The following is a 14741-nucleotide window of genomic DNA, read 5'->3' on the forward strand; positions in this document are numbered from 1 at the left end:
TGATGGTATACCGTAATACTCGTTTTGCAAGCGGAATTTTTAGTGCTGTAAAAAACATGATGAATGGCTCAAGGCCGCATGAAATGGGGCTTTGCTGAAATAATCAGGGCGTGGCCTCGGTTGCTGAACCGGATCAGTAAGGGTTTATAAAACCGAATCAGTGTTGTCAAAAGCTTGGAATACCATAATATGGTCCGCAGCTGAGAGGCCGCCTAGACGCGGTTTCCTTACAAAGATAAAAACGACCTTTCGAGCTGAAAACCATGTCCCAACCGTCATCGCAACACCAGTTTGTCGAGAATCACACGGTCGATTACGTTCCACCTGCCGAGCGCCATGGGAAGGCGCGCGACCTGTTCACCCTTTGGTTCAGTACCAACATCGCGCCACTGCCTATCGTCACCGGCGCCATGGTGGTCCAGGTATTTAACCTGAATCTGCTGTGGGGCCTGATCGCCATCGTGCTGGGCCATCTGATCGGGGGCGTGGTCATCGCCCTGGCCTCTGCACAGGGACCGCAACTGGGCATCCCACAGATGGTGCAGAGCCGCGGCCAGTTCGGCCGGTACGGTGCCCTGCTGATCGTGTTCTTCACGGCGTTGATCTACGTTGGTTTCTTCATTTCCAACATCGTGCTGGCAGGCAAGTCGATCCACGGCATTGCCCCAAGCGTGCCGATGCCCACGGCGATCGTCATCGGGGCCCTGAGCGCGACGGCGATCGGTGTTATCGGCTACCGCTTCATTCATAGCCTGAACCGCATTGGCACCTGGGTGATGGGGTCGGCATTGCTGGCCGGTTTCATCATGATGTTTACCCAGGAACTGCCGGCCGACTTCTTCAGCCGAGGCGCGTTCAACCTGTCGGGCTTCATCGCCACCGTGTCGCTGGGGACCATCTGGCAGATCAGTTTCTCGCCGTACACCTCCGACTACTCGCGTTACCTGCCCAAGGAAGTCGGTATTGCCAAGCCGTTCTGGGCCACGTACTTCGGCGCCACCCTGGGCACCATCCTGTGCTTCAGCTTTGGTGCGGTGGCGGTGCTGTGCGTGCCCCAAGGCACCGACGCGATGGATGCGGTCAAGCAGGCCACCGGCTGGCTGGGCCCGATCCTGATGGTGCTGTTCCTGCTCAACATCATCAGCCACAACGCCCTCAACCTGTACGGTGCGGTGCTGTCGATCGTCACCGCCATCCAGACCTTCTTCGCCCAATGGACGCCCAGCATCAAGGTGCGGGTAATGCTGGCTGCAGTGATCCTGGTGGCGTGCGGGATGGTTGCGCTGAATGCCTCGGCGGACTTCATCGGCCACTTTATCGGGCTGATCCTGGCGCTGTTGCTGGTGCTGGTGCCGTGGGCTTCGATCAACCTGATCGACTTTTACCTGATCAAGAAGGGTGAATACGACATTGCTTCGATCTTCCGCGCTGACGGCGGAATTTACGGGCGCTTCAACCCCCACGCGATCATTGCCTATGCGTGCGGGATTCTGGTGCAGTTGCCGTTTGCCAACACGTCGCTTTATGTAGGGCCCTATTCGAACATTGTCGAGGGCGCGGACTTGTCCTGGCTGTTCGGCTTGATCGTGACGGTGCCGTTGTATTACTGCCTGGCTACGCGGGGCAAGGCCGAGAAGGTTGTGCGGGCTGTTAGCGCCAAGGGGTAGTTGCCCGGGGCTGCGTTGCAGCCCTTTCGCGACACAAAAGCTCAAACATTTGCGTAGGAGCGGCCTTGTGTCGCGAAAGGGCCGCAAAGCGGCCCCAGCAGTTTCAGCTCAGACTTTGAACTGCGCGACCATGCCGTTCAAATCAACCGCCAGGCGCGACAAATCCTGCGCCGCCGCACTGGTCTGGTTGGCGCCCGCCGAGGTCTGCATCGCCAGGTCGCGGATGTTGACCAGGTTGCGGTCCACCTCCCGCGCCACTTGTGCCTGTTCTTCCGAAGCACTGGCGATCACCAGGTTGCGCTGGTTGATCGAAGCGATCGCCTCGGCAATCACTTCCAACGCCTGCCCGGCACCCTGTGCCACTTCCAGCGTACCGGTGGCACGCCCCTGGCTGCTGTGCATGGCCGTCACTGCCCGCTCGGTACCGTTCTGAATCCCGGCAATCATCTGTTCGATCTCTGCCGTGGACTGTTGAGTGCGGTGGGCAAGGGCACGCACTTCATCGGCGACCACGGCAAAACCGCGGCCCGCTTCACCAGCACGTGCGGCTTCGATGGCGGCGTTGAGGGCCAGCAGGTTGGTCTGGCCGGCAATCGCGCCAATCACATCGAGCACGCGGCTGATCTCGTTGGCATTGCTGGCCAACTGCTCGATTTCGGCAGAGGTGCCGGTAACGTCATCGACCAGGTGCTGGATCGAGGCCAGCGCCTGGTTGACTTGCTCGCGGCCATCGCGTGTGGTGCGGTCGGCGCCCTGGGACGCATCGGCAGTGCTCACCGCGTTGTTCGCCACTTCTTCTACGGCGGCGGTCATCTGGTTGACGGCCGTGGCCGCCTGGTCGATCTCCGCGCTCTGCTGGTGCAGGCCACGGCTGGTATCTTCGGTAACCGTGTGCAGCTCTTCCGAAGCCGAGGCCAGCTGGTCGGATGAGGCCGCAATTTTGCGAATGGTATCGCGCAGGCTTGCCTGCATGCGGCTCAGGGCACGCAGCAGCAAAGCCGGCTCATCGCGGCCGGTAACCGTGATGTCCTGGGTCAGGTCGCCGGTGGCGACACGTTCGGCCACGGCCACGGCATCTGCCAATGGCACGACGATGCTGCGGGTAAGCACGGTGGCAATGGCCACCAGGGCGATCATGATCACCAGCAGTGAGCCGATAATGGCTGCGAAGGCTTCGTCGGCCACGTCACTGCTGCGCTGCGAGGCTTGTTCGGCCCCCTTGCTGTTGTAGGTGATCAAGGCCGACAGGGCTTTCATCATGGTATCGGCGTACTGGGTGAGCGGGCCGCTGATCTGCTGCTTGGCCTCGGCCATGCGGCCGGCGGCAATGTCTTTGAGTACCTGTGACTGCAGGCCGAAGTACTGTCGATGGGCGGCGATCAATGTGTTGAACAGGGCACGGTCATCGGCGGCGATGATGGTGGCTTCATAGTCCTTCAGGCCGTTGTTGAGTTGTTCATTGATGCCTTTGAACAACTCGATGTTGCGCATGCGCTCGGTGGGGCTGTCATCCAGCGCGGCGCGCAGGGTGATGGCGCGGGCGCGGCCGAGGTTGGTACTGATGTCACCGAGGGCGACCACGGCGGGCATCCAGGTAACCCGGATTTCGTCCGTGGCCTCGTCCATCTGCCGGGTTTCATAGAGTGCGATAAGGCCCATGACCAGGACCAGGGCGCCCAACAGGGCAAATACGCTGGCAGCGCGAATGCCGATCTTCATATTCCGTAACTGCATGGAATGTTCCTTGACGGTGGTGCGCAATCAAGCAAATGGGCACACACCCGGTTCAACGGGGCGATGCCAAGCGCTCAATGTGCTGCAATATAGTTATGTGCCTCACCTCTGATTATTGTTTTTCAGAATAGTGCCATATTGCCATCATTATTGACCAGACATTCAATGCAGCGTCATCTGCTGACAAATCCGTCATTTATTGACGGATCTGTCAGGAAGTTACGTCAAACGATCGGAATCAATGGGTCGGCGGCCGCCAGGGCCAAGGCACGGTCAGCGGCTGGCGGGTAGATCCATACGCTGTTGATCTGGCGCTTGAGGGCCTTGCCTTCCTGGCCCTGCAATTTAAGTTCGCGCTCCCAGCCTTCACTGAACGCCGCGCCCCAGCCGCCCAAGTCCAGGCAGGTGACGTACTTGGGTTGGCGATACACCACCGGCTGTTCGCCGAGCAGGTCGGCCATGGCATTGTTGCCTGCGTAGCGGCCCATGGGGATGGCGTGCTGGCAGGTCATCAGCGCATGGTTGCCCAGTTCGTCGACGGCTGCCCAGGCGGTGTCACCCGTGGCGTAGATGTGTGCCTGGCCAACCACCTTGAGGTGGTCGTCCACCTTTAGACGGCCGAAGGTGTCGCGCTCGCCCGCTACCTGGGTGGTCAGCGGGCTTGCCTTGACGCCCACGGTCCAGATTATGGTCTTGCTGGCGATATACTCGCCGTTGTCCAAGGTGACGCCACCGGCATCGACGGCAACCACCGAGGTGCCGGCCAACCACTCGACGCCCGCCTGTTCGCAAGCCGCGACAATCGACGGCGTGATGCCCTTACCCAACGCGGCGCCAACCTGGGCACCTCGATCGACCACCAGCACGCGCACCGCAGCGTCACCGAGTACGGCATGCAGGCGGGCAGGCATTTCAGTAGCGGTCTCGATGCCCGTGAAACCACCGCCGCAAACCACCACGGTGTTGCGTGCCGGTGAGGCGGGCAGGGCGGCCAGGCCCGCCAGGTGCTGCTCGAGACGCACGGCCGACTCCATCTGGTCGACGTCAAAGGTGTGTTCGGCCACGCCTGCTATCGCCGGGCGTGCCACCTGGCTGCCGGCTGCCAGGATCAGGCGGTCATAGGCGATCTGCCGGGGCAGGCCGCTCGCGTCGGTGTAGCTCACGCTGCGCCCTTGGGCGTCGATGGTCTGCACATGGCCTGCGAGGAACTGCACGCCCACGGCTTCGAACAGCTCACCCACTGGCGCCCTCATGCCATGCACGTCGGCTTCGTAGAAGCGTGGCCGGATACGCAGTTCAGGCTGGGGCGCCAGCACGCTGATGCTCAGGTCGTCGCGCCGGGCCTGGTCGAGCAGTCGGGCGGCGCTCAAAGCGCTCCATACACCGGCAAAGCCGGCACCGATGATCAAAACGTTAGATTTCATGAGGATGCTCCGTGGGTAAGGGGGGGCTTCGACGGGTGTGTGTCTGTGCGAAACAACTACGACTGTATTGATCGTAGTTCTCTCGTGCAACTCTTTTTTCCAGCCGAGCCTTGGCCGAGAAGCCGATCTGAGCGTTGAAAGACCTATGAATAAAGGGTTTGATAGGTATTCTCAGGGAGCACGGCTAGCGACCAATGGCATTTCATGGCTTTGCCATTGCACGCCGGTAAGCGTAATATTGGCGACAAGTTTGGTCGGAGATTTATATGTCGCTCTACAGTGCTGGCGTTGAATACGGCATCCATTGCCTGCTGTACCTGGTGGACGAACGCGGTGACACACGCGAGTCGAGTGTTCGCGACCTGGCGCAGTTGCAGGGGGTGCCGCAGGAATACCTGGCCAAGGTATTCACCAAATTGGCCCGGGCCAAACTGGTGGCAGCGACCGAAGGCGTGCGGGGGGGCTTTCGACTGGCCCGGCCGTCGGACGAGATCACCGTGCTGGACATCGTCAATGCCATCGACGGGCCGAAGAAGATCTTCGACTGCCGCGAGATCCGCGAGCGTTGCACGCTGTTCGAAGGCTCACCGCCGGGTTGGGCCACCGAGGGCACCTGTGCGATCCATGCAGTAATGCTGGGGGCGCAAAAGCGGATGGAAGAGGCCCTGGCGCAGCAGACTATCCTCGACCTGGCACGGCGCTTCGGGCGCAAGGCACCGGCGCAGTTCGGCCAGCAGGTCAGTGACTGGATAGGGGAGCGGCGCGATGGCAAGGGTGGGGGAGATATTCCGGTTAGTCAGGTCTAGCTCAAGTGCTTGTTCAGGCCTGATCGCGGGGGCGCCCGCGATCAGGCCCCACGGTCAATGCACCGTCTTGCGTTGCCTCACACAGGCGCGGGCCTGCTCCGTCAGCTCATCCAGCCACTCATCGCGCTGCTGCTCGGCTTCGAGCATCGCATCTTCACCCTGCTGATTGAGCAGGTAGGTATGAATCTGGTGCACTTCAGTGGCCTGGTAAATCGGCGCGATATCCAGGCGGCCGATCAGCGCGCCGCTGGCTTGGCCGGTGCTGCTCATCAACACTTGCGGCCCACTGGCGGCCACCACCTGCATGCCCCTCGCTTCGAACCATGGCACCTGGTTGGCAAAGGCGTTCAGTTCGACGCTGGCAAAGCGTGCCTGCACATCGGCCAGCAAGGCGCGGCCGATACCTTGACGGCGATGCCCGGGCACCACGGCGAGAAAGGCCAGTGCACAGGCCTGCGCATTGTCCTGGGCCGGTAATGTAAGGGCGAAACCGAGCATCTGGTCCGGCGCTTCGGCGTCCAGTGCCAGGGTCAGCTCCACGGCAAGGCCGCGAGTACCGTCCATGGCCTGCAGGTACTGATGCACCTCCATGCCGACGCCGTATTGGTACAGAGGGTACAACGGGTTGTCGGCACGAATGGCGACGCTGCTCAGTTCGCCGACATGGTGGATCACCAGCTCACGGATCTGGTTCTGGAAGGATTCGGGCGGCACGCTGTCGAGGCGGCTCAGAATGAACATCGGTGGACGGGCTCCGGCGGCTGTTGTATCGCCCCGCACCGGTTGATGCGGGGCGCACAGTCTACCCCTTTTTACCTGTCAGCCGTGTGCCTGCGGTGCTGCGACCATCAGCTCGAGGTTTTGCACCGCCGCACCCGAGGCGCCCTTGCCCAGGTTGTCGAATACTGCCGTGAGCAGTACCTGGCCGTGTTCGGGGTTGGCGTACAGGGCCAGGCGCAGGTCGTTGCTGTCGTTCAATGCCTCAGGATCCAGCGGCGAGGCCGCCCCCTGCTGGTGCAGTGGGGACACCATCACGTGGCGTGCGCCCTGGTAGTGCCGTTCAAGGCATGCCTGCAATTGCTCGGCGCGGATCTGGCCTGGCAGCAGGCGCAATTGCAGCGGGATGCTCAGGACGATGCCCTGACGATAGGCCGCATAACCAGGCAGGAACATCGGCCGGGCCGCCAGGCCTGCATGCAGCTGGATTTCCGGTACATGCTTGTGCGCCAGCTCCAGGCCGTACATCTGCAGGGTGGGCGCCCGCTGCGCCCCGGGCTGCTCATGGCGCTCGACCGCCGCACGGCCACCGCCGGAATAGCCGGAGATGGCATGGATGCTCAGCGGGTAGTCGGCGGGCAACAGGCCAGCCTGCACCAGCGGGCGCAGCAGGGCGATGGCGCCAGTGGGGTAGCAGCCGGGGTTGCTGACCCGCTTGGCCAAAGCAATGCGCTCGGCCTGCCGCGGGTCCAGTTCAGGCAGGCCGTAGACCCAGCCGGGGGTGGTGCGATGCGCGGAGCTCGCATCGATCACCCGCACCGCCGGGTTGCGGATGGCCGCCACGGCCTCGCGCGCGGCGGCGTCGGGCAGGCAGAGCAGGGCGATGTCAGCGCTGTTGATGGCGTCGCTGCGCCGTTGCGGGTCCTTGCGTTCGGCCTCGGGCAGGGTCAGCAGTTGCAAATCGGTGCGCCCTTGCAGGCGGGCATGGATCTGCAGGCCGGTGGTGCCTTGGTCGCCGTCGATGAAGACAATAGGGGTGCGCATGGTCGGGTCCGTTCAAAAGGAAGATGGCCTATGCTCGCCTGTCGTCTTGGTAAATAAAATTTGAATATCATGATGCAGACGTTCATATTTTCTGAACGAAATGCACCCTGAACCGGCCCATCCCCATGCGTGAAATCAGCCTCGATCGCCTCCGCACCCTTGTGGTCATTACCGACCTGGGGTCATTCGCCGAGGCTGCGCGCCAGCTCAACCTGGCGCCGCCTACCATCAGCCTGCACGTGGCCGAACTCGAGGCGAGAGTCGGTGCGCCGCTGTTGACCCGCAACCGCAACCAGGTGCGCCCCACCGCCATCGGCGAAACCCTGCTGGTACGTGCCCGCCGGCTGTTGGCCGATGCCGACCTTGCCTTGGATGAAGTGCGGCGCCAGGTCGAAGGCCTGACCGGTCGGGTGCGCCTGGGCGCCTCGACCGGCGCCATCGCCCACCTGTTGCCCCAGGCATTGGAGCACTTGCGGGTGGCACATCCAGGCATCGATGTGCAGGTGCAGGTGCTGACCTCCCAGGCTTCCCTGCTGCGGCTGCGCGAAGGCGCCCTGGATATCGGCCTGGTGGCTTTGCCGCAGGTGGCGGGCAAGGGCATCAAGGTCACCGCCTGGCGGCGCGACCCGATCCTGGCCTACGTGCCGGCCGACTGGCAGCCGCCGGCCAGGGTTACACCGGCCTGGCTGGGGCAGCGAGCGCTGATTCTCAATGACAGCAGCACCCAACTGTCGCGGGTGACCGCAGAGTGGTTCGCTGCCGCCGGGTTGTATCCTGAGCCGCGGATCGAGTTGAACTACAACGATGCGATCAAGAGCCTGGTGGGTGCCGGTTATGGCGCAACCTTGCTGCCCCAGGAAGGCGAGATGGCCGAACTGGACCGGCGCATAGCGCGCCGGCCGCTGCGCCCTGGCTTGTGGCGGCAACTGGGGATTGCCTGCCGGGAAGGCGAGACCGAACGGGCGACGAGGTTCGTACTGCAGGCGCTGGAGCGGTTGCGGCAGTAAATGGCGCGGGCAAGCCCGCCGTTCAGGAACCTCGTTCTGGGGCTTATGGAGCCGGCTCGTCGGCGATCAGGCCGGTACTGGCAACCCGTTGCCTGGCCGGACAAGCCTCAGAACCAGCGGTCGTTCTTCTTGCGACCACGGGTCAGCGCCGGCAGGATCAGCCCCGCCAGCAGGCCCGCGCCGGCAATGCTGCCGCCGTAGACCATGTAACGCATCATTACCTGTTTGTTCTCATCACCCAAGCGTGCCTGAGCGTCGCGCAGGTTCGACTGGGTCTGATCAAGCTGTTCGTTCAATGCCTGGTTGCGTGCTTGCAGTTCGTCGACCAGCTTTTTGCGCGAGTCGAGGGTTTCCTGCATGCCCTGCACGCGGTTCTTCCAGCTGTCGTCGATGGTTTTCAGCTGCCCGGACAACTGCGCTACCTGTGCGTCAAGTTCAGGCAAGCGCTCACCCTGGCCCGGGACCGATTGCAGGTCGCTGGAGAGGATCCACACCAGGTCACCGTTCTGCCCGCGCACCTGGCTGTAGTTGCCCTGACTGCCGATGAGGGTCAGCTTCTGTCCGGATTTGAGTGTGCCGACGATGCGGTGGCCGTCGGTAGGGCCGCTGCGTACATAGGTGCTCAGGCTGTCGCTGACCCAGCGCGCATCGCTGGCCGGCTCTTGGGCATGCACGGGGGCGGCGAGAGCCACCAGAGCGGCGATCAGGGTGCCGCGCAGGGCAGGGAGGGCGAGGGAGGCTGGGCGGGATTCAGGCATGTTGGGTCTTCGCTGCATCAGGAAAAATAGGCCCGGTGACGCTGGAACGTTGGCTGGGCCGGCGAACCGGTCGGTGGATTGACCGTCAGCGAAAGACCGCATTTTTGCAAGCAGGTTCACTGCTGGGGGTAGGAATTGTCTGCAGGATGTTGCAAAGGGCGGGCTAGAGCGCCTCGGCGAACAGGCTGCTTCGCCTGTCGGAAGCAGCCTGTTCGCGGGATCGTCAAGGGCCTGGAAAAAACCCTGAAGTGACTGCCGTTATGCGCCACGACAGGGAAGCTGCTCGATGTACTCGGCAATCCTGCGCCGCAGGCCGTGATCCGCCTGTCGCAGGAGTACATCGAACAGCACACGGCTGTAGTGGTTGAGCACTGCGTTGCTGGCGTAGCTGCACGGGCTGAACTGCCACTGCTCCCTCACGGCCCGTTCAGCCGCCGCCAGCATGTTGGCGGGAATGGTGCTGCTGGCATGAAGCGGCGTGACATGGCTGCGCGCCCTGTAGGCAAGCGCGCCGTGCACCGCGCCGTCGACAAGCGACCAGGCAGACGCTACTGGCAGCATACCGAGCAGTTGCGCGACAACCCGCTCGGCCTTTGCGCTAGCTTCGAACGGCAGGCCATGCGCAGCGCAGCGCGAAGCAATGCAGGCAAACACCTCTTCAATCGCCAAGGTTGTGATTGCCTCGCTGAGCTCTTCGCGCCACTCGGGCCGGGGGCCTGCGCCCAGCAGCTCAAGCAGCGCGCGATGCAGCGGCGCCAGGCGCGTACGTTGGTGCCCGTGCAGGCTTACATTGACCACCCAGTACACTTTGTCACGCCATGCCTTGGGCGTTGGGTCATTGCTGAAACATACCGGCGGCGAATCAGGGTCGACCAGCAGGATCAGGTCTTCTTGCAAAGCCTGCAGCAGGTTTGCATCCATGGTCTTGGACGGGCTGAGACATTCATCGCCAGTGGGATGCTCTGCCGGGAGCAGGCGGTCAAGCTGTTTGTCCATTCGCACCTCGAGCAGGGCCAACAGTTGCAGCTTGCGGGTTATCGAAAGGCTGCGCAGAGGTATCGGCCGGCGTCTGGCCAGTGACCAGTGCTCCCTTATGCGTTGGCGCTGTTGTGCTTGCAGCTCCAGCCTGGCCTGTTGGCGCGCCGCCAGGCACGGTTGGCACGCGCAATCGCGGCGCCACTGGGTACGCCCGGGGAAGTAATGGCGATGCTCGCAGGTTTTGCAGAAGGCCATGTTTTCGTGGCAGCTCGAAGCTGTGCGGCTTTTACGCCGTTCATACAGGCTGGTTTTGCAGTAGGGGCAACACAGGTCGGCGCAGGGCAGGGGCGGGAACGCCTTGATCAGGCTGCTGGGTGCCACGTCAATGGCGTAGCGCTCGAGCAGGTGTGCAATCTTTTCACCGCTGATGTATTCGCTGTACAGCGCCTCGACCTGTTCAGCGGTAAGGTGCTGCAGCTTTGCTTGGAAGTCCGACAAACCTGAATCTCCCTGAAAAAAGTCGGTTATAGGCCGCTTTGGAGATGATCGTGCTTGCCGGATGGATAAGTGAAGCGTGCAAAGACTCGATAATTCTCCGCTGCGTGTAGGGATTTTCTGATTTGGCCAGACATCGGCAATCACTGCGCTTGACGCACTCCGATCAAGCGTGCGCCCCGCCCATCGTCGTGCCGTGCCCAGGGGCTAGACTGAAAGGTCCCGGCCTATCCCTGGAGCCTAGCCATGACTGCCAAGAACACGATTTGCCTGTGGTTCGACCACGACGCGCAAGACGCTGCGAACTTCTACGCCAGCACTTTCCCCGACAGCAAGGTGATCGCGGTGCATCAGGCACCGAGTGATTACCCCTCAGGCAAGGCGGGTGATGTGATCACGGTCGAATTCACCGTCATGGGCATCCCTTGCGTGGGGCTCAATGGCGGCAAGGCGTTCAGCCACTGCGAGGCATTTTCGTTTCAGGTCAGCACTGAGGACCAGGCCGAGACCGACCGACTGTGGCACGCCATCGTCAGCAATGGCGGACAAGAAAGCGTCTGCGGCTGGTGCAAGGACAAGTGGGGAATATCCTGGCAGATCTGCCCAAGGATCCTGATCGAAGCCATCGGCAACCCGGACAGGGCGGCGGCAAGGCGGGCGTTCGAGGCGATGATGGACATGGGCAAGATCGATGTGGCCGCAATCGAGGCGGCGTTGCGTGGCTGACCGTCAGCGCAGGGCGCGCATCAGGCAGGTCATGCCTGTGTCATTCGAATGATCTGCCGAGCACAGAAGGCCCCGGTAAGAATCACGCCAAACAAGCGCAAGGTCTGCATCGCCAGCACCAGCCCGACGTCGGCATGCGTCTCGACCGCGATGATCGCCATGGCATCCAGCCCCCCGGGGCTGGTGGCCAGGTACATCGACAGAAAGTCGGTATCCATGGCCATTGCCAGTACCCAGGCACAGGCGGCACACAGGATGATCAAGGCCATGGCGCCGGCAATCATCGTCGGCAAGCGCTTCCACACATAGCGCACGGTCTGCCGGTCAAAGCGCAGGCCTATGTAGCAACCGATGGCGCCATAGGCGAAGGCCAGCAGCGGTGCGGGCAGGGTGATCGTCAGCACGCCGCCCAGTTGCAGCGCACCGCCGAGCAACAGCGGCATCAGCAGGGCGCCGGCCGGCATGCGGCTACCCACCAGCATACCGAACAGCACTACGCCCACGCTGAGTGCCGTGTCGAACAGGTTCGGGCTTTGCATCACCGCCGGTGAACTGGCGGCGCCGTTGCCCGGCGTAGCGCCCAGCAGGTGGCTGACCAGTGCACCGATCATCACCACGCACACCACCCGCACATATTGCATGGTCGCCACCACCCGGGCGTCGGCGCCGTTTTCCTCGGCCATCGATACCATGGCCGAGGCCGCGCCCGGCGCGGTTCCCCACGCAGCCGTGCTGCCAGGTATGCCACCGAAACGCACGGTACCGAGCCCGACCAGGGCGCTCAGGGCAACGGTGATGAAGGTGGCCACCAGCATCATGTGCCAGGAGTGCGCCATGCAGACCAGCACAGCCCAGGTCACCGAGTGTGCGACCAGCAGGCCAACACAGCCTTGGCCGAAGCGGAACACCTGGCGGTGCATGCTCAAGCGTGCTCCGGATACGCCAAACGCAATGGCTACCAGCATGGGGCCGAGGAACAAGCCGGCCGGTACGGCCATGGCATGCAGCAGCTGGCCGCAGGCACCGGCGCAGGTCAGCAGGGCTAACCACAGGATGGGGGTTCTGGAAGAGCCTGGGAGGGCAGTCTGCAACGGGGATACTCCTTGCGTAGCGACAACGCGGGCTGGCAACGCCAGCGCAGAAAATTATCGACTGCGTAATCGATCAAGTCTATTTTCTACTTTTGATGAATCCATAACTGAAATTCATGAATCATGGACCTGCGTGATCTCACCTACTTCGAAACCATCGCCGAACTCGGCCATCTGGGCCGAGCCGCAGAAAAGCTCAACCGCAGCCAGCCGGCACTGACCAAGAGCATTCAACGGCTTGAAGAGTCGCTGGGCACCCGGTTGTTTCAGCGCGACGGCCGCCGCATCAAACTCACCGATGTCGGCAAGCTGTTGCTGGCACGGGGCAGGCAACTGCAACTGAACATCGCCGAAACCGAGCGTGAGGTGCGCGATTTTGCCAATGGGCTGGTGGGTAACATTCGCCTGGGCTGCGCGGCGAGCATGGCCGACCACTTGCTGCCCCACCTGACCGCCGCCTTGCTCGAGCGGGCCCCTGAGGTAACCCTGAAGCTGTCTATCGCGCAGGACGATGTACTCAAGGAGTCGCTGCGGGCGGGGCGCCTGGATGTGATCATTTCGCCGCAGCTTGCCGATGACCCGCAGTTCACCACGCATGCCATCCTTGAAGATGAGGCGATCGTGGTGGCCAGCGCCGAGCATCCGGTGTTCTGCGGGCCCATCGAGCTAAAGGACCTCTGCCAGTACCGCTGGGTGCTGGCAGGGCCGACCGTTACAGCGCGGCGCTGGATAGACAATGTATTCATCAGCCACCAGTTGCCGGCGCCGCAAGTGCAGGTGGAAACCAACGCGATTTCACTGTTGCCACGGCTGATCGCCCGGACGCGACTGCTCAGCTTTGTCGCACGGGAAACGCTGGAACACGGGTTGGGGATGACGTGGTTGCGCGAGGTGCCTCTGCAGCAAACCACCATGCGCCGGACCGTGGCGGTGTCCGTGCGCACCGACGGCTACCTGTCGCCGGCAGCCGGGGCGCTGGTAGCGCTGCTGAAGGAAAAGGGCCCAAGCTTCTTCGAGCGGGATTGAACTGCTTGCGCGGCGCAGGTGTTGCCGCGCTGCCAAGCGTGGGCCATGGATGCTGGGTCAGGCCACTGGTATGGTCGGGTCCGCCGCCGCCAATGCTGCCTGACGGTCCGTGGCCGCTGGCGGATAAATCCAGATCGAGTTGATCTGCGACTTCAGCACCTTCGCTTCGGCCTTGTCCGTGGGCGGCGAGACCGTGCGCTCCCAGCCCTCGGTGTATACCGCGCCCCAGGCACCCAGGTCGAGGCAGGTCACATACTTGGGCTGGCTGTAGGGCATGGGCGCCACGCCAATGAGTTCGGCCACAGCGTTGTTGCCCGCGTAACGCCCGAGCGGGATGGCATGCTGGCAGGACATCACCGCGTAGTTGCCCGCCTCATCGCAGGCCGCGTAGGCCACGTCACCGGCGGCATACACCGCATCATTGCCCTTGACCTTGAGGCTGCCATCCACGTGCAGGCGGCCTTGGCGGTCGCGTTCGCCGCTGATCTGCTCGGTCAACGGGTTGGCCTTGAAGCCCACGGTCCAGATCACTGTACCGGCCTCGATGCGCTGGCCGTTGTCCAGCAGTACGCCTTCGGGGTCGACCGAGGCCACGCTGGCCGCGCAGATCCATTCGATACCCAGTGACTCGCAGGCCTGCTCGATAGAGGGGCGAATGCCGTCGCCCAAAGCTGCACCGATTTTCACGCCGCGGTCGACCACCACCACGCGCAGCCGTGCCTGCTCGCCAAGGATATTGCGCAAGCGCGATGGCAGCTCGGTCGCGGTCTCGATGCCGGTGAAGCCGCCGCCCGCCACTACCACGGTATTGCGTGCAGGGGTGTCGGGCAGGTTGGCCAAGGACTTGAGGTGGGCCTCAAGGCGTGCGGCACTGTCGATCTTGTCGACATCGAAGACATGTTCGATACCGACCATGTCCGGGCGGTTGAGAACGCTGCCGCAAGCCATGATCAGGCGGTCGTAGGGCAGGCTGCATTCGGTGCCGCTCTGGGTGCGGTAGCTCACACGCTTGCCGGCTTCGTCGATGTGGAACGCCGTGCCCTGCACGAAACGCACACTCACCGCCTCGAACAACGCCTGCAACGGTGCAGCCATGGTGTGCACGTCGGGCTCGTAGAACCGTGGGCGCACATGCAATTCGGGCTGAGGCGCGAGCAGCGTCACCTCGATATCCGTACGGCCATGCAGGTCCAGTTGGCGGACAGCGCTCAGGGCGCTCCACAGCCCGGCGAAACCTGCGCCAATGATCAGGATGTTTTTCATCGTTG

General features: G+C 62.8%; 13 protein-coding genes. 5 read left to right on the forward strand and 8 right to left on the reverse strand.

Annotated features, from left to right (window positions below; all coding sequences use genetic code 11):
* Positions 1 to 263 precede the first annotated feature (263 nt).
* Complete coding sequence (locus EGJ09_RS01430; protein WP_115275055.1) at positions 264 to 1667, forward strand: cytosine permease; 1404 nt, start codon at positions 264 to 266, stop codon at positions 1665 to 1667.
* Positions 1668 to 1775: 108 nt separating this feature from the next.
* Here the strand turns inward: EGJ09_RS01430 and EGJ09_RS01435 are convergent, their stop codons facing one another.
* Positions 1776 to 3401 (reverse strand): methyl-accepting chemotaxis protein, encoded by a 1626-nt coding sequence (locus EGJ09_RS01435; RefSeq protein ID WP_125923020.1) that lies wholly within the window; start codon positions 3399 to 3401, stop codon positions 1776 to 1778.
* A gap of 224 nt (positions 3402 to 3625) precedes the next feature.
* Entirely contained in the window at positions 3626 to 4825 is a 1200-nt protein-coding gene (locus EGJ09_RS01440; protein ID WP_125923021.1) for an NAD(P)/FAD-dependent oxidoreductase, read from the reverse strand.
* A gap of 266 nt (positions 4826 to 5091) precedes the next feature.
* On the opposite strand from EGJ09_RS01440, the gene EGJ09_RS01445 reads away from it, so the two are divergent.
* On the forward strand, positions 5092 to 5631 hold the full coding sequence (locus EGJ09_RS01445; protein ID WP_046785462.1) for an Rrf2 family transcriptional regulator: 540 nt from the start codon (positions 5092 to 5094) through the stop codon (positions 5629 to 5631).
* A 54-nt stretch (positions 5632 to 5685) separates the two neighbouring features.
* Here the strand turns inward: EGJ09_RS01445 and EGJ09_RS01450 are convergent, their stop codons facing one another.
* Together EGJ09_RS01450 and argC are read right to left on the reverse strand one after the other, a co-directional pair.
* Positions 5686 to 6372 (reverse strand): GNAT family N-acetyltransferase, encoded by a 687-nt coding sequence (locus EGJ09_RS01450; RefSeq protein WP_125923022.1) that lies wholly within the window; start codon positions 6370 to 6372, stop codon positions 5686 to 5688.
* A 78-nt stretch (positions 6373 to 6450) separates the two neighbouring features.
* A complete protein-coding gene (gene argC / locus EGJ09_RS01455) occupies positions 6451 to 7392 on the reverse strand; it encodes an N-acetyl-gamma-glutamyl-phosphate reductase (RefSeq protein ID WP_115275051.1) in 942 nt (313 codons plus the stop codon).
* 125 nt (positions 7393 to 7517) lie between these two features.
* On the opposite strand from argC, the gene EGJ09_RS01460 reads away from it, so the two are divergent.
* On the forward strand, positions 7518 to 8399 hold the full coding sequence (locus tag EGJ09_RS01460) for a LysR family transcriptional regulator (RefSeq protein ID WP_046785459.1): 882 nt from the start codon (positions 7518 to 7520) through the stop codon (positions 8397 to 8399).
* Between the two features lie 107 nt (positions 8400 to 8506).
* Here EGJ09_RS01460 and EGJ09_RS01465 read toward each other — a convergent pair whose 3' ends face one another.
* Both EGJ09_RS01465 and EGJ09_RS01470 read right to left on the reverse strand, forming a co-directional pair.
* Entirely contained in the window at positions 8507 to 9157 is a 651-nt protein-coding gene (locus tag EGJ09_RS01465) for a TIGR04211 family SH3 domain-containing protein (protein ID WP_115275050.1), read from the reverse strand.
* A 258-nt stretch (positions 9158 to 9415) separates the two neighbouring features.
* A complete protein-coding gene (locus tag EGJ09_RS01470; protein WP_125923023.1) occupies positions 9416 to 10633 on the reverse strand; it encodes a hypothetical protein in 1218 nt (405 codons plus the stop codon).
* A 243-nt stretch (positions 10634 to 10876) separates the two neighbouring features.
* Here EGJ09_RS01470 and EGJ09_RS01475 point away from each other — a divergent pair, with 243 nt between their 5' ends.
* Positions 10877 to 11356, forward strand: coding sequence for a VOC family protein (locus EGJ09_RS01475; protein WP_125923024.1), 480 nt, complete (start codon positions 10877 to 10879; stop codon positions 11354 to 11356).
* 29 nt (positions 11357 to 11385) lie between these two features.
* On the opposite strand, the gene EGJ09_RS01480 is transcribed toward EGJ09_RS01475, so the two are convergent.
* Positions 11386 to 12354 carry an AbrB family transcriptional regulator gene (locus EGJ09_RS01480; protein ID WP_371928061.1) on the reverse strand — a complete coding sequence of 323 codons (969 nt, stop codon included), beginning with the start codon at positions 12352 to 12354 and terminating at the stop codon, positions 11386 to 11388.
* Between the two features lie 216 nt (positions 12355 to 12570).
* Between EGJ09_RS01480 and EGJ09_RS01485 the strand changes: the two genes are divergently transcribed.
* Positions 12571 to 13473 carry a LysR family transcriptional regulator gene (locus EGJ09_RS01485; RefSeq protein ID WP_115275047.1) on the forward strand — a complete coding sequence of 301 codons (903 nt, stop codon included), beginning with the start codon at positions 12571 to 12573 and terminating at the stop codon, positions 13471 to 13473.
* A gap of 57 nt (positions 13474 to 13530) precedes the next feature.
* Here EGJ09_RS01485 and EGJ09_RS01490 read toward each other — a convergent pair whose 3' ends face one another.
* Positions 13531 to 14736, reverse strand: coding sequence for an NAD(P)/FAD-dependent oxidoreductase (locus EGJ09_RS01490; protein WP_046785453.1), 1206 nt, complete (start codon positions 14734 to 14736; stop codon positions 13531 to 13533).
* Positions 14737 to 14741 lie beyond the last annotated feature (5 nt).

Source organism: Pseudomonas sp. p106, from assembly GCF_003936645.1.
Lineage (GTDB): Bacteria > Pseudomonadota > Gammaproteobacteria > Pseudomonadales > Pseudomonadaceae > Aquipseudomonas > Aquipseudomonas putida_E.